Source organism: Corynebacterium hesseae (assembly GCF_037850265.1).
GTDB lineage: Bacteria > Actinomycetota > Actinomycetes > Mycobacteriales > Mycobacteriaceae > Corynebacterium > Corynebacterium hesseae.
Map to the genome: position 1 here is coordinate 1,686,020 of NZ_CP137211.1, position 18,845 is coordinate 1,704,864.

The 18,845-nt window shown below is 61.5% G+C and carries 18 protein-coding genes; 3 read left to right on the forward strand and 15 right to left on the reverse strand.

What is annotated here, in order from left to right; genetic code table 11:
• Positions 1-89: 89 nt before the first annotated feature.
• The 4 genes from R3O64_RS07890 to R3O64_RS07905 form a co-directional block, all read right to left on the reverse strand.
• Positions 90-2,360 (reverse strand): polyribonucleotide nucleotidyltransferase, encoded by a 2,271-nt coding sequence (locus tag R3O64_RS07890; protein ID WP_070707995.1) that lies wholly within the window; start codon positions 2,358-2,360, stop codon positions 90-92.
• 141 nt (positions 2,361-2,501) lie between these two features.
• Positions 2,502-2,771: a 30S ribosomal protein S15 gene (rpsO, locus tag R3O64_RS07895; RefSeq protein WP_010190317.1), complete on the reverse strand. Its 270-nt coding sequence runs from the start codon at positions 2,769-2,771 to the stop codon at positions 2,502-2,504.
• A gap of 80 nt (positions 2,772-2,851) precedes the next feature.
• Positions 2,852-3,769: a nucleoside hydrolase gene (locus R3O64_RS07900; RefSeq protein ID WP_339016561.1), complete on the reverse strand. Its 918-nt coding sequence runs from the start codon at positions 3,767-3,769 to the stop codon at positions 2,852-2,854.
• Positions 3,770-4,750 carry a bifunctional riboflavin kinase/FAD synthetase gene (locus R3O64_RS07905; protein ID WP_339017551.1) on the reverse strand — a complete coding sequence of 327 codons (981 nt, stop codon included), beginning with the start codon at positions 4,748-4,750 and terminating at the stop codon, positions 3,770-3,772.
• Positions 4,751-4,787: 37 nt separating this feature from the next.
• Here R3O64_RS07905 and truB point away from each other — a divergent pair, with 37 nt between their 5' ends.
• Positions 4,788-5,681, forward strand: a complete 894-nt coding sequence (gene truB, locus R3O64_RS07910; RefSeq protein ID WP_339016563.1) for a tRNA pseudouridine(55) synthase TruB — start codon at positions 4,788-4,790, stop codon at positions 5,679-5,681.
• On the opposite strand, the gene R3O64_RS07915 is transcribed toward truB, so the two are convergent.
• The 9 genes from R3O64_RS07915 to rimP all read right to left on the reverse strand — a co-directional run bounded on the left by R3O64_RS07915 (position 5,678) and on the right by rimP (position 14,971).
• The gene (locus R3O64_RS07915; RefSeq protein ID WP_070533120.1) at positions 5,678-6,352 is read right to left on the reverse strand and encodes a 4'-phosphopantetheinyl transferase family protein; all 675 of its coding nucleotides are present in this window, start codon (positions 6,350-6,352) and stop codon (positions 5,678-5,680) included. The genes truB and R3O64_RS07915 overlap by 4 nt on opposite strands.
• A complete protein-coding gene (locus tag R3O64_RS07920) occupies positions 6,345-7,166 on the reverse strand; it encodes a metallophosphoesterase family protein (RefSeq protein ID WP_070520114.1) in 822 nt (273 codons plus the stop codon). The genes R3O64_RS07915 and R3O64_RS07920 overlap by 8 nt, the downstream gene beginning before the upstream one ends.
• 44 nt (positions 7,167-7,210) lie before the next feature.
• Positions 7,211-8,509, reverse strand: a complete 1,299-nt coding sequence (locus R3O64_RS07925) for an MATE family efflux transporter (RefSeq protein WP_339016567.1) — start codon at positions 8,507-8,509, stop codon at positions 7,211-7,213.
• Positions 8,510-9,472 (reverse strand): DHH family phosphoesterase, encoded by a 963-nt coding sequence (locus R3O64_RS07930; RefSeq protein WP_070520110.1) that lies wholly within the window; start codon positions 9,470-9,472, stop codon positions 8,510-8,512.
• Positions 9,473-9,916: a 30S ribosome-binding factor RbfA gene (gene rbfA / locus R3O64_RS07935; protein ID WP_070520108.1), complete on the reverse strand. Its 444-nt coding sequence runs from the start codon at positions 9,914-9,916 to the stop codon at positions 9,473-9,475.
• A gap of 149 nt (positions 9,917-10,065) precedes the next feature.
• A complete protein-coding gene (gene infB / locus R3O64_RS07940; RefSeq protein ID WP_339016570.1) occupies positions 10,066-12,819 on the reverse strand; it encodes a translation initiation factor IF-2 in 2,754 nt (917 codons plus the stop codon).
• A 109-nt stretch (positions 12,820-12,928) separates the two neighbouring features.
• Complete coding sequence (locus R3O64_RS07945) at positions 12,929-13,264, reverse strand: YlxR family protein (RefSeq protein WP_083304493.1); 336 nt, start codon at positions 13,262-13,264, stop codon at positions 12,929-12,931.
• 120 nt (positions 13,265-13,384) lie between these two features.
• Positions 13,385-14,401, reverse strand: a complete 1,017-nt coding sequence (gene nusA / locus R3O64_RS07950) for a transcription termination factor NusA (protein ID WP_070533127.1) — start codon at positions 14,399-14,401, stop codon at positions 13,385-13,387.
• Positions 14,402-14,404: 3 nt separating this feature from the next.
• Positions 14,405-14,971, reverse strand: coding sequence for a ribosome maturation factor RimP (gene rimP / locus R3O64_RS07955; protein ID WP_339016574.1), 567 nt, complete (start codon positions 14,969-14,971; stop codon positions 14,405-14,407).
• Positions 14,972-15,008: 37 nt separating this feature from the next.
• On the opposite strand from rimP, the gene R3O64_RS07960 reads away from it, so the two are divergent.
• Positions 15,009-15,863 (forward strand): hypothetical protein, encoded by an 855-nt coding sequence (locus R3O64_RS07960; RefSeq protein WP_070520099.1) that lies wholly within the window; start codon positions 15,009-15,011, stop codon positions 15,861-15,863.
• 30 nt (positions 15,864-15,893) lie between these two features.
• On the opposite strand, the gene R3O64_RS07965 is transcribed toward R3O64_RS07960, so the two are convergent.
• Together R3O64_RS07965 and R3O64_RS07970 are read right to left on the reverse strand one after the other, a co-directional pair.
• Positions 15,894-16,289, reverse strand: coding sequence for a DoxX family protein (locus tag R3O64_RS07965; RefSeq protein WP_070520097.1), 396 nt, complete (start codon positions 16,287-16,289; stop codon positions 15,894-15,896).
• A 27-nt stretch (positions 16,290-16,316) separates the two neighbouring features.
• Positions 16,317-18,086, reverse strand: coding sequence for a proline--tRNA ligase (locus R3O64_RS07970; protein WP_339016578.1), 1,770 nt, complete (start codon positions 18,084-18,086; stop codon positions 16,317-16,319).
• Positions 18,087-18,118: 32 nt separating this feature from the next.
• On the opposite strand from R3O64_RS07970, the gene yaaA reads away from it, so the two are divergent.
• Positions 18,119-18,841 carry a peroxide stress protein YaaA gene (gene yaaA, locus R3O64_RS07975; protein WP_154761837.1) on the forward strand — a complete coding sequence of 241 codons (723 nt, stop codon included), beginning with the start codon at positions 18,119-18,121 and terminating at the stop codon, positions 18,839-18,841.
• Positions 18,842-18,845 lie beyond the last annotated feature (4 nt).

Genomic DNA, 18,845 nt, shown 5'->3' on the forward strand with positions numbered 1-18,845 from the left:
GGCCGCGGCAACGCTAAGGGCCCTGCCTCAGCTACTTAAGAGCTGGATGGCAGGGCCCTCGTCCTAGTAGTTCCTAGGCGATCTGAGGATTAGTCCTCCTCAACCGGAACCAGGGAAATCTTGCCGCGGTTATCAATGTCCGCGATTTCAACCTGGATCTTGTCACCAACGTTGACAACGTCTTCGACCTTTTCGATGCGCTCGTCGCCGCCCAGCTTCGAGATGTGCACCAGGCCGTCACGGCCCGGGGTCAGGGAGACGAAGGCACCAAAGGCCACGGTCTTAACCACGGTGCCGAGGAAACGCTCGCCCACCTTCGGTAGCTGCGGGTTAGCGATGCCATTTACTCGCTCAATGGCTGCCTCAGCGGCTTCGCCGGTAGCGGCAGAGATATACACAGTGCCGTCTTCCTCAATGGAGACATCGGCACCGGTCTCCTCGGTGATGGCGTTGATGGTCTTGCCCTTCGGGCCAATGAGCTCACCAATCTTGTTCACCGGAATGGTCACAGAGGTAATGCGTGGAGCCAGGCCAGACATCTCATCAGGGCCTTCGATGACCTCAGCCATGGTGTCAAGGATGGCGGCACGGGCGTCGCGGGCTTGCTCGAGGGCGTCGGCAAGCACGTGCGAAGGAATGCCGTCCAACTTAGTATCCAGCTGCAGCGCAGTGATGAACTCGGAGGTGCCGGCGACCTTGAAGTCCATATCGCCGAAAGCGTCCTCAGCGCCGAGGATATCGGTGAGCGCCACGAACTTTTCCTTGCCATTGACCTCACCGGAAACAAGGCCCATGGCGATACCTGCCACCGGTGCCTTCAGCGGAACGCCCGCGTTGTAGAGGGACAGGGTGGATGCACAGACGGACCCCATGGAGGTGGAACCGTTGGAGCCGAGGGCCTCAGAAACCTGGCGGATGGCATAAGGGAAATCCTCGCGGGACGGGATAACCGGCAGCAAGGCACGCTCAGCCAGAGCACCGTGGCCGATTTCGCGGCGCTTCGGGGAACCCACTCGGCCGGTCTCACCGGTGGAATACGGCGGGAAGTTGTAGTGGTGCATGTAGCGCTTGGACTCCACTGGGGTCAGGGAGTCGACCTGCTGTTCCATCTTGAGCATGTCCAAGGTGGTCACACCCAGAATCTGGGTCTCACCGCGCTCAAAGAGGGAGGAACCATGGGCGCGCGGAACGAGATCGACCTCAACGCCGAGGTCGCGGATATCGGTGACGCCGCGGCCATCGATGCGGAACCCTTCAGTGAGGATCTTGTTGCGGACGATGGCCTTCATCACGGCGTTGAAAGCATTGCGGATCTGCTTGGAGGCATCGGCCTCATCGAGGTCATCAAAGTCCTCGATGAGCTGTGCCTCAACCTGCTCCATGTAGTCATTGGTAGCATCGTCGCGGTCCTGCTTGCCCGGGATAGTAAGCAGCTTCTCCAGCTTCTTGGAGGCAGCCTTTTCGACAGCAGCGTAGACATCATCCCCATAGGCCGGGAAGAGCGGGAATTCCTGGGTCTCCTTGGCGGCGCGCTCGGCCAGGCCTGCCTGTGCTTCGCACAGGGTCTTAATGAAAGGCTTGGCAGCCTCAAGACCCTCAGCCACGGTGGATTCCTGCGGAGCCGGGGCACCTTCCTTGATGCGCTCGGCCACGTTCACGCCGGCGCCCGCCTCCACCATCATGATGGCAACGTCGTCCTTGCGGCCCTTCTTCACGATGCGGCCGGCAACGACCATCTCGAAGAGAGCACGCTCGTGCTGCTCGTTGTTCGGGAAGGCCACCCACTGTCCCTTCGGGTGCTTGTCATCGGCAATCAGCGCCATGCGCACGCCACCCACCGGGCCAGAAACCGGCAGACCGGAGAGCTGAGTGGAGGCAGAAGCACCGTTGATGGCGACGACGTCGTAGTACTCCTCCGGGTCCATGGAGAGGACCGTGACAACGACCTGAACCTCGTTGCGCAAACCCTTCACGAAGGTCGGACGCAGCGGGCGGTCGATGAGGCGGCAGGCCAGGATAGCTTCGGTGGAAGGACGGCCCTCGCGGCGGAAGAAGGAGCCCGGGATCTTACCCGCGGCGTACATGCGCTCTTCCACATCCACGGTCAGCGGGAAGAAGTCGAAGCCCTCACGCGGCTGGTTGGAAGCGGTGGTCGTGGACAGCAGCATGGTGTCCTCGTCCAGGTAGGTGGTCACGGAGCCACCAGCCTGTCGGGCAAGCTGGCCCGTCTCAAAACGGATAGTACGGGTGCCGAAATCGCCGTTATCCAGGGTGGCGATGGCCTCGGTAATGCCGTAGTCCTCGTCGATTGCGAACTCGACGGAGTTGTTCGTTTGATTCTTAGCGTTCTTAGCGCTCATGTATGAAACTCTCCTTGGAGCTGTCATGGCGATCTTCGGTGCCGCCTCTTCTTCGATGTTTTCTGACAACGCCCAAGGATTTTAGCAGATGGGACAAGAAAACCCCCGCACACTTGGTGCGGGGGCTAAAAAGTCGAGCGCTTAGCGGCGCAGACCCAGGCGAGAAATCAGGTCGCGGTAACGGTCAACGTCGTTAGCAGCCAGGTACTTCAGCAGGCCACGACGGCGACCAACCATGAGCAGCAGACCACGACGGGAGTGGTGATCGTGCTTGTGATCCTTGAGGTGCTCGGTCAGGTTGTTGATGCGGGAAGTCAGCAGCGCAACCTGTGCCTCCGGGGAACCGGTGTCGGTCTCGTGCAGGCCGTACTCCTTAAGGATTTCAGCCTTCTTCTCGGTGCTCAAAGCCATGGAAAAATCTCCTATTGTATTTCAGTCCACATGAAATGTTGCGCCTGAAAGACGCTGCCCGTGACTACTGTGGACCGCAGTCAGCAAGCCAAAATAGAAGTATAGAGGCTGCCCAGCTTCGACATCAAATCCTCGACGAAGCGCGCGTCGTCGACAGCAACGGCCACGCGGGTGGTGGGATTCTCGAGGCGCTCAGGGTCACCGATGGTGCGCCCGTTCTCCTCACACCGCAGATTGAGGTCGAGGCATGTGACCAGCGAAGGATCCGCTGCCACTGCCACCGCCAAGGGATCGTGGAGCCCACAACCGCCGAGATGCGGAGACGTCGTTTTATAGGCGCGGATGTAGTAGTCCACGATGTCCGCGTAGATCCGGCCCGTCCGCGTGCCTCGCCACTGCTTCGTATGCTCCCTGGTGAGCAACGTGCGCAACGTGACATCGAGCCCCACCATCGTGAGGTTCTGTGCATGGTGGAAGACATAGTCCGTGGCTTGGGGATCTTGGAAGACGTTGGCCTCGGCATAAGGAGTGACGTTTCCGGGTACGGTCAACGCGCCGCCCATCATCACGATGCGGGCGTTGCGGGCAAAGTCCGGGTCCTCGCGCATGGCGGCCGCAATGCTTGTCGACGGCCCCGTCGGCACTATAACCAGGTCCTCGCCATGCTCGCGGACCGAACGGACAAGAAAGCCCACCGCATCCTCGTATGCCTTGCGGCGCGGCGGTGGCAAGAGAACCTCGCCGAGTCCGTTGCGCCCATGGATAAACGCCGAAATGGGAGCCACGTTAAAGCCTGGCCGGGTCGGGCCGGAAAAGACGGGGACGTCCGAGGCGTCGAGAAGCTCGAGCAACGCCAGCGAGTTGCGCACTCCCAAGGCCACCGGCACGTTGCCATAGGTGCCGGTGACCCCGATCAGCTCGAGGTCAGGGTGCGCAACGGCATAGGCGAGCGCGAGGGCGTCGTCGATTCCTGTGTCGAGGTCGAGGATGATCTTCATTTAGGCCTCACGGGCAAGAATCTCACGAACTCGGGCGACGTCGCGCTCCATAGCAGCTAGGAGCTCCCCAACGGAGTTGAATTTCTCCATGTCGCGCACGTGATCGACAAAATGCACGGTGGCCTCGTGGCCGTAGAGGTCGGCGTCGCGGTCCAGCACGAAGGACTCCACAGAGCGCTCTTCGTCGCCGAAGGTGGGGTTCGTGCCCACCGAAATGGCCGCTGGATAAGGAACGCCGGCCTCCATGTCTCCTTCCAAAGGGGCGCCGGTGGGTTCGACCACGAACCAGCCCGCGTAGACGCCATCGGCTGGGATGGCAACGGATTCCGGGAAGTACTGGTTGGCGGTCGGGAAACCAAGTTCCTTTCCGCCGCGTCCTGCACCGCGCACGACGGGCCCAGTCACCGTGAAATGACGGCCCAGCGCCCAATTCGCGCGTGCAATATCGCCCTTGGCAAGAGCGGCGCGGATGTTGGTGGAGCAGATGCGCTCGCCGTCGTCGTCAAGCAAGGACACGATGTCAACGCCGAAGCCGAACTCGGCTCCGAACTCCGCCAGCGCCGCCGCCGTACCAGCCGCGCCCGCGCCAAAGGTGAAGTTCTCCCCCACCACGACGTGTTCCGCATGCAAGCGCCCCACAAGGAGGTCCGTCACGTACTCGCGCGGCTCGACGCCCCGGAGCTCCTCAGTAAAGTCGATGACGAGCACGGCCTCGATGCCCATTTCTTCCGCCAGTTGCATGCGGCGCTCAAATGTAATGACGGACAACGGCGCGCGCTCCGGAAGGAACACCGAAACTGGGTGCGGATCGAAGGTCACCATGACCGCACTATGACCGTGTTCGCGCGCGTGCTCGACGGCCTTCGTCACGAGCTGCTGGTGGCCGCGGTGCAGGCCGTCGAAGACGCCAATTGTCACCGACGTCGGACCGAGGTCAGCGGGGATGCTATCGATTCCGTACCAAATATCCACGGGCACCATGCTATCCCACAGCAGACGGTGCCCTAGACTGCAGGGCATGACTGATCCGCTCGAACGTTCTGGCCTCGTGGTCGTCGACAAGCCCGCCGGCATGACCTCGCACGATGTCGTGGGAAAACTGCGGCGCTTCTTCCACACCCGCAAGGTGGGGCACGCAGGCACGCTAGATCCCATGGCCACGGGGGTGCTCATCGTGGGCATTGAGCGCGGCACCAAGTTCCTCGCCCACATGGTGGCCTCCACCAAGGCTTACGACGCCACGATTCGCCTCGGCATGGCGACCCACACCGACGACGCGGAGGGGGAAAGCACGTGGGGCGAACCGGCAACCGCTGTGGAAGATTCAGCCATTGCGCAGGAAGTTGATGCCTTGACCGGCGATATTATGCAGCGTCCGGCAGCGGTGTCCGCGATCAAAATCGATGGCAAGCGTGCCCACGAACGGGTGCGGGCGGGCGAAGAGGTTGAGATTCCAGCTCGCCCGGTCACGGTCAGCCGCTTCGATATCCTCGATACGCGGCGCACCGGAGAGTTCATTGATCTGGACGTGTCGGTGGCCTGTTCTTCGGGCACCTACATCCGCTCGCTGGCTCGGGATTTGGGGGAAGCGCTCGGCGTCGGCGGGCATCTCACCGCGCTGCGCCGCACGGAGGTAGGGCCTTTTACGCTTGACGACGCCCTCCCCCTCGACGCCCTCGAGACCTCCCCGAAGCTGTCCTTGAGCCTCGACGAGGCGCTCGCTCGTAGCTATCCGGTCTTGGAGGTCACCGATGACGAGGCTCAGGCCTTGGCCATGGGTAAGTGGCTGGAGCCGCGTGGGTTGAAAGGCACCTACGCGGCCGTCGACCCCCAGGGCCGATCCGTCGCCCTAATCAAAGAAAAGGGCAAGCGCCTGGCCACAGTTTTTGTCGCTCGCCCCTCCACTCTTTAGTTCTCAAAGTTGAGCGCCGGGACGGCGGCAGAGACGATGACATAGCCGTCCCGAATAATCCAGTGGCCGGTAATGAACGGCACCGGGGTCGGTCGCGCTAGGAGGTAGGAGACTAAAGTTCCGTCGAGGCGCAAGTCAATTTCGGCCTGATCGAAATCGAGCCACCGCCGCGTCATGGGGAACCACGTCTTGTAGGTGGCTTCCTTCGCACAAAACAACAGGCGGTCCGGGCAGGAGATGCCCGCCGCGCGGAGGCGGGACAACTGCGGCATCTCCCCTGGCCGGGCGATCATCGTCAACACGTGTTCCGGCAAGGGCTCCGCTGGCTCGGCGTCGAGTCCCATCGAGCGCACGTGTGTGGTGGGCGCTGCCACCGCTGCGCGCAACCCCTCGGTGTGCGTCATCGATCCCGTGTAGCCTTCCGGCCACAGCGGCATGCCCCGCTCACCGCGCAGAATAGGTTCCTCGCCGGTGTAATTAAGCTCCTTCAGCGCGCGGTGAGCGCACCAGCGGGCATCCCCAAATTCCGACTTGCGGACGTCCACGGCCTGCGAGACCACAGCGCGCTCCTCAGGGGATAGGTGATGGAAATTGAGGAGATTAGTCATCGACTCATCCGTGCGCACGTAGCAGTAGCGCGCAGACTCTGGGAAGAGGGAAGGCTCAAGCATGCTCGGCCCTCCCCGTCGTCTCATCGATGGTGAGCACCGGATACGGCCACTGCTGGAGGCCACCGTGTGCCTGCCATTCACGCGGATACCCTAGCGAAACCTCGATGTGGTCCACACCGTCGATATTGGCTCGGTTTGGCATGTGAAGATGCCCATAGACCACGGCTTTGGCGTTGTAGCGCCGCGGCCACGAACGCGTGTGGCGGGTACCGCACCACAAGGCCACTTCGGGCCAGCGCAAGTAGAGGGTCGGCTCCTGGACCAATGGCCAGTGATTGATGAGGACGGTCTCCCCTTCCACCCGGGACAGGCGCTTAATTGAATAGGCCAGCCGGTCCCAGCACCAAGCACGCACATCGACGAAGGGGGCAATGGCGAATTCATCGGTCATGACGATTTGCTTTTGCTTTGCGCTCGCAAGCTCTTGTTCGACCGTGGTCCCCGGCGGGCGAAAGCTGTAATCGTACAGCGTAAACAGCGGGACGACGGTCACCCCTCCGAAGACCGGATAAGGATCCTCTGGGGTAATCACGCCGATCTCACGGCAGCCTTCAACAAGCCGGTCGTATTTTGCGCGCCCCTTAAATGCGTCCTGTCCCCGAGAAAACAGCTCATGGTTGCCGGGCACCCAAATGACGGTGGCATAGCGGTTCTTCAGCCGCGCCAAGGTGTTGATCACTAGGTCAATGCGCTCGGCGACGTCCCCTGCGACGATCAACCAGTCATGGGGATTCGGCGGTACGAGTTCATCGATGCGCTCACCGTTGACTCGCACCGCCGCGTGGAGATCGGAGACGGCCCACAGAGTGGTCATAATGCCTCCTTCACACGAACATTCCCTCTACTTCTACCACAGGCTTAGACCCGCGCCCACCGCATCGAGCGAAAGCGCCAGACGACGCCTACCATGCGGATGAAGATGAACGCGGCGATCCCGCCCCATACTCCGCTAAGCCCGGTGCCAAGAGCAAAAGCCAACCAGACGCCGGGAAGGAAGCCTAGAAGTACCGCCGCCAAGGTCAGCGTGCGAAGAAAAGCTGCATCCCCAGCGCCGAGGAGAACGCCGTCCAAGGCGAAGACCACCCCGCCGATGATGACGAGGAAAGTCATAACCCACCAAGGTCCGGAGATCACCTCGAGGACTTCCGGGCTCGTGGTGAAGATCCGCGGGATGATCCCGGAACCAAGCGCAAGAATCACAGCAAGTCCAAGGGAGAAGGACGTCGAATAGAGCGTCACCTTAGTACCCACCGTGCGGGCGTAGCGCGCTGAGCCTGCACCCAGTGCCGCGCCGGTCAAGGCCTGGGCGGCAATTGCCAGTGAATCCAGCACAAGGGACAAGAAGTTCCACAACTGCATCAAGATTTGATGCGCGGCCAGTTGTGCGGTTCCGATGCGCGAAGCCACAGCTGCTGCGGATAAAAAGGCCACTTGGAAACTCAACGAGCGCACAATGAGATCGCGCCCCAGCACGAGCTGCCGGCGTACGACGCGCCAGCGGACTTCCCACGAGCCGGTATGCTCGCGGCGCAGTTCCCTGAGGAAGAATGCCGCGATGATTCCCATCCCCAACACCGTGGCTAAGGCTGACCCCTGCAGCCCCCACAAGTGCACGAAAATAGGCACTGCACTAGCGCCAGGAATCATACCGGCAAGTGTGAAATACAAGGGCTTGCGGGTGTCTTGTACGCCTCGCATCCAACCGTTACCAGCCATCGTGATGAGGGTAAAGGGAATCGCGATGGCGGCGATGCGCAGCCACTGTGCGGTTCCCTTCGCCGTTTCGGGGTTGCCGGTCAACCAGGAGGCAAAGCCCCCGGCGAAGAGCCACATAAGGACCGCTAGGACCAGGCCGACGCCAACCGCAACCCACGTGGCCTGAACGCCTTCGGCTACAGCTTCCTCACGTTTGCCTGCGCCGAACAAACGCGAAGCACGCGCGGTTGTGCCATAGGACAAGAAGGTCAGCTGGGTAGTGACCACCGAATGGATCGTGGCCGCAGCCCCCAGCGAGGCCAGATCCTGCGCGCCCAACCGTCCCACTACCGCGGTGTCCAGAAGCAAATACAGCGGCATGGCCGCTAAGACACCCAAAGCGGGCACGGCAAGGCGGAAGACTTCCGCCGCAGAAACCTTGACGGGTTGCTCGCAAGCCATTTAAGACAACACACCTACCAGCTGCGCAATAACCTCCTCAGGCGTGCCGTGCGCGGTATAGCCGGCGGCTGGAATATGACCTCCTCCGCCGAAGGTGAGGGCCACCTCGGCACAGTTCACTGCTGAGGAGCGCAAAGACACCGCCCACACTTCGGGGGCCTGTTCCTTGAACACAACCCCGATGTCTGTGCCTTTCAGGGCGCGGACATAGTCGACGAAGGACTCGATCGCGGAATCTGCGTGCGTACTGACTTCCTCATGTGGCACGAAGAGGACAGCGAGGCGGTGCTCTCCTGCTGCTTCGATTCTGAGGCCCGAGAGGACGCGACCGATCATCTGCAGGTCATCGGCGGTGCTGGCGTCCATAAGCTCCAACGCGATCTGCTTGGTATCAAGCCCATAGAGCATCAGGCGCGCGGCAATATCGTGCATCGCTGGGCGGCCCCACCGGAAGTTACCTGTGTCGGTCACTAGCCCGGCGTACAGACAGTGCGCGATGACGCGATCAATCTGAATGGACAGCCTATCTAAGATATCGAGCAACACCACCGTGGTGGACTCGCACACCGGATCCACAACATTGATCGCACCAAAGCCGTCGTTTGAAGCGTGGTGATCGATGCACAGGACGCGTCCAACGGCCGCCATCTCCTCAATGCCCCGTGCTACCGATCCGGTCCGGTCGATCGATCCGCAGTCCACAGTGACATAAAGGTCATAGCCCTGCGGGAGCTCATCTACCAACTCGATTTCATCCACGGTGGGAATCGAAAAAAGGTTGGCGGAAATGTCTCGGCGCTGGCCAATCACGGTGCGGGTCTGCTTACCGCGCTGACGAAGCGCCAACGTGAGGGCCGCCGCTGAGCCAACGGCGTCGGCGTCGGGGCGCAAGTGGGTGATGATGCAAATGCTGCTGGCCTGTACCAGCGCATCAACTGCGGCTTCGTAGTTGGTTCGTGACACTTAGTCTTCTTCCTCATCCGAGGTCTTATATGGGTTCGCATCCCCGGCCGGCTTCGCGCCTTCCTTCAACTTGGCCAGCTCTGCATCGCGTGCACGTGCACGTGCAAGCACATCCTCCATGTGAGCGGAGGCTTCAGGGACGGTGTCGAGCTCAAAAGACAACGTCGGGGTAAAGCGAACGGACAGCTCATCACCCACGATCTTGCGCAATTGGCCCTTGGCCCTCGTAAGAGCTTCGGCCGCCTGGTCAAAATTCGGCTCGGAATCAATATCCGTTCCGCGCACCGTGTAATACACGGTGGCATCATGCAGGTCACCCGTAACGCGGGCATCTGTGATGGTAACCAGTTCAAGGCGGCGATCCTTAATCTGGCGTTCAATCGCACTCGCAACGATTGTCTGAATGCGCTTAGCCATGCGTGCGGCGCGTGCGTGATCAACCATGGTGAAGCTCCTTTGCGTACGGTTGCTGGCAACTAGTCTAGGATACCGATTCGCCGCCGTTCGGCCGAAACGAGTAAAGCCCAGCCAGAATCTCTCCTGGCTGGGCTTTAGTACTGAGCTCTGTTACTGAGTGAAGAACTCAGGTGCGGCTAGTCGCGCGGGACCTCGACTTCTTCAAAGGCCTGAATGATATCGCCTACCTGGATATCCGGGTAGGACAGAACCATACCGCACTCATATCCGGCGTTAATCTCGTTGGCGTCATCCTTCTCGTGGCGCAGGGACTCGATCTTGGCATCGGAGGTAATGACGTTTCCGTCGCGCACGAGGCGCACCTTGCCGTTGCGCTTGACCTTGCCCTCGGTGACCATACAACCGGCAATGGTGCCGACCGCGGAGGACTTGAACAGCGCGCGGATCTCCGCTGCACCGGTGTCGCGCTCCTCGTAGATGGGCTTGAGCATGCCCTTCAGCGCTGCCTCGACCTCTTCGATAGCACGGTAAATCACCGTGTAGTAGCGGATATCAACGCCCTCGGCGTTGGCTTCCTCGGTTGCCTTACCCTCAGCGCGAACGTTGAAGGCGATGATGACGGCGTCGGAGGCCGCAGCCAAAGTGACGTTGGTCTGCGTCACAGCACCGACACCACGGTCGATGATGTTGAGCTGTACCTCGTCGTCGACCTCGATATCCAAGAGGGCGTCTTCCAGTGCCTCGACGGAACCGGCGTTGTCGCCCTTGAGGATGAGGTTGAGCGTCGAGGTTTCCTTGAGCACTGCATCCAGATCCTCGAGGGAGACGCGCTTGCGCGCCTTCGCCTGCAGAGCGGAACGCTTGCGAGCATCGCGCTGTGCGGCAATCTGGCGAGCCACGCGGTCGTCCTCAACAACCAAGAGGTTATCGCCGGCACCTGGTACGCCATTGAGACCCTGCACCTGGACCGGGCGGGACGGACCGGCTTCTTCCACATCGTTACCGAATTCATCGAGCATGCGACGCACGCGGCCGTGGGCATCGCCGACCACGATGGAATCACCGATGCGCAGCGTACCGCGCTGGATGATGACCGTAGCCACCGGGCCTCGACCGCGGTCGAGGTGAGCCTCGATGGCAGAACCCTGCGCGTCCATGTCCGGGTTAGCGGTGAGCTCTAGGGAAGCATCCGCGGTCAGGATGACAGCCTCGAGCAGGTCGTCGATGTTGATGTTGTTCTTCGCAGAAATATCCACGAACATCGTGTCGCCGCCGTACTCCTCCGGAACAAGTCCGTACTCAGTGAGCTGACCACGAATCTTGTCCGGGGAAGCTTCCGGCTTATCAATCTTGTTAACCGCGACGACCACAGGGATATCCGCTGCCTTCGCGTGGTTGATTGCCTCGATGGTCTGCGGCATCACGCCGTCATCAGCAGCAACCACCAGGATGGCCAAGTCGGTGGACTTAGCACCGCGGGCACGCATGGCGGTAAACGCCTCGTGACCCGGGGTATCCAGGAAGGTGATGGTGCGCGGACCGTCTTCAACGTCCACCGTGGTTTGGTAAGCACCGATGCCCTGCGTAATGCCGCCGGCCTCGCCCGCACCTTCGTTGGTCTTACGGATGGTATCCAGAAGGCGGGTCTTACCGTGGTCAACGTGACCCATCACGGTCACGACTGGCGGGCGCTTCTCAAGGGCTTCTTCGCCGCCCTCATCCTCACCAAATTGCAGGTCGAAGGACTCGAGCAGCTCGCGGTCCTCATCCTCAGGGGAGACAACCTGGACCTCGTAATTGATCTCCGAGCCCAAGAGCTGCAGGGTGTCCTCAGATACGGAGGCCGTAGCGGTCACCATCTCACCGAGGTTGAAGAGCGCCTGCACCAATGCTGCGGGATCCGCACCAATCTTCTCGGCGAAGTCAGCCAGGGAAGCACCGCGGCGAAGGCGAACAACCTTACCGCCGCCATCAGGCAAGCGTACGCCGCCTACCTCATGCTTCTGCTGCTCTTCAAACTCATGGCGCTTCTGACGCTTCGACTTCTTGCCGCGACGCGGTGCGCCACCGGGACGTCCGAATGCACCAGCGGTGCCACCGCGGCGTCCGCCGCGTCCACCACGGAAACCTCCGTGGCCTGGACCGCCGTGGCCTGGGCCACCACCGCGGCCGCCACGACCGCGACCGCCACCGCCGCTACCTGCGGCCTTCGACGGCATGCTGGCCGGATTCGGATGCGAAGGCATCATCGCTGGCGAAGGACGACGTCCACCACGGTTGCCATCGCCCTGCGGGCGGGCGCCGCCCTTACCGCCGCGGTTATCTCCCGGCTTGCCGCCAGAGCGCTGACCCTTACTTCCGCCCGGGCGCGGCCCTGGGCTGGGTCGATCACTGGAGCTACCCGTGGAGAACGGGTTATTGGCCACGCGGCGGGTACCGCCAGGCTTCGGCATAGAACGCGGGGTAACTGCGCGTTCGCCACCCTTGCGCTGTGCTCCGGGCTTTGGAGCGCCACCCGGCTTCGGGGCACCGCCCGGCTTGGGAGCAGCACCCGGCTTGGGAGCAGCACCCGGCTTGGGGGCGCCGCTCTGCGTCGGAGCAGCACCTGGCTTCGGGGCACCACCTGGCTTGGGGCCAGGCTTTGGCGTGGCTGCTGGCTTCTTTTCCGCCGGCTTCTTCTCTGCAGTCTTCTTGGCAGCAGATTTCTTGGCAGCGGAAGCAGGGGTGGCTGCAGACGTGTTCTTGTCTGCGGGCTTGTCGTTGCCACCCTTTGCTTCATAGTGTGCGCGCATCTTCTTGATCACCGGCGGTTCGATGGTCGAGGATGCGGTCTTGACGAACTCGCCTTGTTCCTTCAGCGTGGCGAGCAGTTCCTTGCTGGTTACACCGAGCTGCTTTGCCAACTCGTGTACGCGTAGCTTTCCGGGCACTTGTCTCCTCTTTAATCTTTCTAGGAGCCAAGGCCGCGGAACACGGCTTGACCCCTAGTTAATGGCTATGGACTTTCATCGCTGATGCTGCTTCATCGTTGTGCGCTCATCAGTGTTCGGTCTTCCTTTTTAACTCTGGGCCGCACGGGCGATTGCCCGCCGACTGCACCTGCTGCTGAGCAGCGAGGTACTCACGTACGTGACCTGTGTCCACGTCTGTGGACAATCGGAGCGCGCGCCTGAAGGCACGGGTTCGCTCCGCCAGCTCTACTGCTTCCAGATCCGGTCTAATCCACGCTCCCCTCCCGGGAAGGCGGCGGCCTGGATCCGGAACAACACGGCGTCCTGAAGGATCGTCCCTATCGGCGACCACCCTGAGCAGTTCCGTGTCGGGATGCTTTTGACGCGTAGCAATACACGTGCGGAGCCGCTGTCCTTGAGACATCCAACTCCTTACGTCGTATCGCCACTATTCCTGCGCCACAGCATTCCTGCATGTGGGCCGTTGTCTACTCTACGCGAAAACGGGCCAAACCTTTAATCCCACCGCAGGCCCGTCGGAAAGCTAATCGCGAGCGGCATCAGAGTGAATATCAATCTTCCATCCAGTCAGGCGCGCCGCGAGGCGGGCATTCTGGCCTTCCTTACCGATTGCGAGCGAGAGCTGGTAATCCGGCACAGTCACCTTGGCCACTTGCGCCTCCGAGTCGAGGATCTCTACGCGCACGACCTTTGACGGAGCAAGAGCGTTGCCCACATAGACGGCAGGATCTTCGTTGAAATCGATGATGTCAATCTTCTCACCACCAAGTTCACGCATCACGTTGCTCACGCGCGAACCCTTCGGGCCGATGCACGCGCCCTTGGCATTGAGCCCCTTAACGTGACCGCGCACGGATACCTTCGAACGGTGGCCGGCCTCGCGGGCAATAGCAATGAGCTCAACCGAGCCATCAGCAACCTCTGGGACCTCCAGCTCGAACAGGCCACGTACCAGCTCAGGGTGAGTGCGCGACAACGTGATCTGCACCTTGGCTCCGGTGCGGTTCACGCCCACGACGTAGGCCTTAACGCGGTCGCCATGCTCGAGCTTCTCCCCCGGCAGCTGCTCGGCGGGCAGCAGGAAAGCATCCTGCGAGTCGTGTTCGGTACCCAGCTGCACCACGACGACGCCGCGCTTGTTCGCGTGAATATCGCGCTGGACGACGCCCGACACAACCGTTCCGGTGAGCTCCGAATAGGAATCGTAGGTTCGTTCCGCCTCATTCTCGCGCAGCTTACGCAAGATGGCATCGCGGACCGCCTGCGCGCCGATGCGCCCAAAGTTGTCGGGAGTGTCGTCGTATTCACTGATGACCTCTCCAGTCTCCGGATCACTCTCGGTCACGACGACGGTAACAGCACCGCTATCGGCGTCGATGTCGACGCGAGACTTCGTACCTTCCGCCTTGGTCTCGGCCGACTCGGCACGGTGATCCAGGTAGGAATACAAAAGGGCACCCGCAATCGCTTCGAGCAGGTCCTTTACCGGGACGCCGCGCTCGCGCTGAATCGTGCGAAGTGCCTCTAGGTCAATATTCACTTGTTAGTCCTCTCGGGTTGCCGAGTTCTGCTCGGCGAAGTCGAACGTCTGCTGTGCCGCCTCCAGCTCCATGGCTGAAGGTTGGGCAAATTCAATTTCTACCACTGCGCGGCTTAGATTTTCCAATCGCTCAACCTGATAGCGCACCTCCTTTTTCACAGTGGTGATGAGCGCCACGGATTCTTCATCCTCGGACAGCGCGCCAATGCGGGCGACGCGGGTCGTGCCAGGTTCGTCGGTGAGCGCGTAGCCCACGAGCCTTCCTTGGTTGCGGCGCCAGTGGCGCGGGGCACTCAGCGGAAAACCCACCCCCGGCGTCGACACCTCCAGGGTGTATCCCGCGCCAAAGTTGAGGGCGCCCGCTTCTTCCTGGGCATCAAAGAGCGCCGAAATCTCCTGCGAGAGCTCCTCAATGAGATCGGAACTTGGGCGTTCGTCACCGTCAACACGGATGATGACCTGAGATTTCTTTCCTGCACGAGTGGTCTTCACGTCTTCAACGTCGAGGCCGCGCGCGGCGGCGACAGGCTGCAGGATTTCGGTTAGTTGCGCGGGTGTTGGGAATGCCATGCGCTCTAGACTAGGACACCCGGGTAGGGTCTATCGCGTGAACCGCCGAGTAGTTGTGCCCACCCTTTTAGTTTGCGCCGCCCCCTGGCTGGGCGGCTGCCAAGCCACCGACGCGATCGTGGATTATTTTGGCCCCCATGCAGACCCTACGTTGACCTCTCTGGCTCACGATGCCAGCGCCGACGCCCACGCACTGCAGAAACTCGATCCCGATGCCGCGTCCCTGCGCGCGCAGCACGCAGACGAGCTTTACTCCGAAATTGAGCGCCTCTGCGGCCGCGACGAGGAAGGACACGTTCCGCGCTCCTGCGAAGTGAATCGTGAGGTTGAAGCACACGAGGCCACTGATGCGGCTGCCGTGCTTGCCGCAGCTTCTTCATCGACTAAAGAGCAGCTTGACGCGGTCTCCCCGGAATCTCGGCCCTTGCTCGTCGCCCAAGCCATCGCAATGGAGGCCCACTCCACCGATGAACCGGGCGCTGTGCCGGAGCTGACGGAGGATGACGCTGACCTCGCCACCGAACTCTTGGACTGGGAATACCAGCAGGTGTATGCCTTGGACTTTGCTCGTTCCTATGTCACACCTGACGTCGAAGAGCTGGTTGATGAGCGCCTCGCTCTGCACGATAACCGCGTCCTCGCGCTCCAAGAAGCAGTAGCCAAAATCGGACCAGTGCCACAGCCCGCAGCGGCCTACACCTCGTCCTCCGGTGAGCTGCCCGTAGACGCCGCCTCAGCGCGCGCGTTCCTTGACTACGTCGCGCATAGTGACGCGGTGACATGGGCCTCCGCCGCCTCACAGGAGGTGCCCGACCAAGCGGCACCCAATACTGAATGGCGAAGCTGGCTTATTTCTGTAGCCGCCCAATCTCACCGCACCAGTGCAGCTTAATTCCTCTCTCGCGGGCTCGATTTTCCTGAGCTACCGACGTTTGGCGTTCTTTTCGGCGTACAGCGACCAGGCATAGCGCATGACCGGAATCTGCAACGGCAGACGCACCGCGTGGTAGATCTTCTTGCCGGTTGATGCCTTGCCGCTTTCTAAGTCCCTGTAGGCCTGGTAGAAGTTCGCCGGCCACACGGCGGCGAGCAAAGCTAGGGCTGAAAGGCCGCCTGCAGGCCGCGTCGATGGGTTCGCCAGGAGTGCACCGGTCACCACTTCCCAGGCGCCAGAGGTGAAGTTGTAGAAGCGAACCGACCCTGGAAGTTGTGGTGGGATGATGGACTCGAAGGGCTTCGGCTTAGCAAAATGCAGCACTCCCATGGCAGAGAGTGCTGCAGCCATTGAATATGTCAGTGCGCGGTTGTGAGAACTCATACCCGCGAGCCTACGCGCTTAACGCACCTAGCCGCGGATGAGCTCCGTTAAGGTGTCCACGATGGAGTCTGCGGGGACCTCACGGGTTTCGCCGCCACGGATGCGCAACTCAATGATGCCGTCCTTGAAGGAGCGGCCCAGGATGGCGATAAAGGGCATACCCAGCAGCTCCGCATCCTTGAACTTCACGCCCGGGGAAACCTTGGGGCGGTCGTCGAAAAGCACCTCGATGCCAGCGCGATCTAGGTCCTCCACCAGCTTCTGACCGGCCTCGAGGGCAGCGGCGTCCTTGTTCGCCACGGCCACGTGCACCTGGTACGGGGCCACGGCCACTGGCCAGTTGAGGCCCTTCTCATCGTGGCGCTGCTCCGCCAGCACGGCGAGCATGCGCGTGACACCAATGCCATAGGAGCCCATGGTCGGCACGGCGCGCTTGCCATTCTCATCCAGAATCTGGACATCGAATGCTTCGGTGTACTTGCGGCCCAGCTGGAAGATGTGGCCCAACTCAATGCCGCGCTCCAGGGTCAGAGTGCCCTGACCGTTCGGCGCCGGGTCACCTTCCTTGACCTCCGCGGCCTCGATGAACTCATCCACGGTGAAATCACGGCCGGCCACCAAGCCGACGACGTGACGCTGCGGGGCATCCGCGCCGGTAATCCACGACGAACCGGAAACTACGCGCGGGTCGGCATAAACCTTCACGTCGTGAGCGTTGAGGGCACGCGGGCCAACGTAGCCCTTGACCAAGAAGGGGTTCTTCTTGAAGTCGCCCTCGCCGGCGAGCTCAAACTCGGCCGGCTCCAGCGACGCCTCCAGGCGCTTTTCATCCAGTTCGCGGTCGCCCGGAATGAGAACGGCGGCGAGCTCCCATTCCTTCTCTTCCTCTACGGCCGCGGGCGCAGCCACCTTGATCATCATGCACTTGAGGGTGTCCGCTGCGGTGACCGCGCGGCCGTCGACAGTAATGCCGGCGCCCTTAGCCCACTCCACCAGAGACTCAATGGTCTCGGCGTCCGGGGTCTCGTGCTCCTGCGCCTCCGGCAGACCGTCGAAGGGAATCTCTTCCGGTGCCTGGGTCACGACCGCTTCCACGTTGGCTGCGTAGTCACCCTCCGTGGCGCGCACGAAGGTATCTTCGCCCACCTCGGACACGGCGAGGAACTCCTCGGAGGCCGAGCCGCCCATCGCACCAGAAGTGGCCTTGCAAATCGCGTAATCGATCTCTAGGCGGTCAAAGATGTTTTGGTAGGCCTTGCGGTGGCGGGCATAGGACTCATCGAGCCCCTCATCCGTCATGTCGAAGGAATAGGAATCCTTCATGGTGAACTCGCGGCCGCGCAGCACGCCGGCGCGCGGACGCTCCTCATCGCGGTACTTCGTCTGGATCTGATACAGCGTAACCGGGAAATCCTTGTAAGAGGAGTACATATCCTTCACCGCAGTGGTGAACATCTCCTCGTGGGTCGGGCCCAGCAGCATGTCCGCACCCTTGCGGTCCTTCAGACGGAACAGATTATCGCCGTATTCCGTCCAGCGGTTCGACTGCTCATAAGGATCGCGCGGCAGCAGCGCCGGGAAGAGCATCTCCTGGCCACCGATGGCGTTCATTTCCTGGCGGATAACGTCTTCGATCTTGCGCATGGCGCGCAGTCCCAATGGCAACCAGGTGTACACACCCGGCGCGACGCGGCGCACATAGCCTGCGCGGACGAGAAGCTTGTGGCTGGGGACTTCGGCATCAGCCGGATCCTCACGAAGAGTGCGGAGGAAAAGCTCAGAAAGACGTGTAATCATGGTTGCTCAGTCTACATCGCTAGCATGTAGCCATGCTGATCATCCTCCCTCCTTCTGAGACCAAAGCACACGGCGGCAGCGGCGCGCCCCTCAACTGGGAAGAGCTCTCTTTCCCCGCGCTGAATCCAATACGCCAAGAAATCGCTGCTGAATTGTCTTCTTTGCCCCTCGACGAGGCGCAAAAGGTGCTCAAGCTCTCGGAAAAGCTGCGTGGGGAAGCCGAGTCCAACCGCGAGTTGGCGTCCTCCCCCACCATGCCCGCGCTGGAGCGGTTTACGGGCGTGCTGTACGACGCCCTCGATTCCTCCACCCTTCCCCCAGCCGCACGTCAACACCTCGCTGTGGGTGATGCGCTCTTCGGGTTGCTGCGCGCCGATGATCTCATCCCGCACTACCGGCTTTCCGGTGGCACCAAGTTGGGAGGGAAGACTCTCAAGTCTCGCTGGGGTACGGCCATCACCGATGAGCTGCGCGCGCTTATCGACGCAGGCGAGTTCCTCATCGACATGCGCTCGGGCACCTACCAACAGCTGGGCAAGCTCAAAGAAGCCTCCACGGTGCGCGTGGAGTCAGTGCAGGAGGATGGCTCCCGCAAGGTGGTCTCTCACTTCAACAAGCACTACAAGGGGGAACTCGCTCGCGTACTCGCCCTCCAGGGCGATAATGTCTCCACCCTCGAGGATGCCGCCCGCGTAGCCCAAGAGGCAGGCATGAGCACCGAACTGCGCGGCACCGAGCTGGTGCTCGTGGTCTGATTTA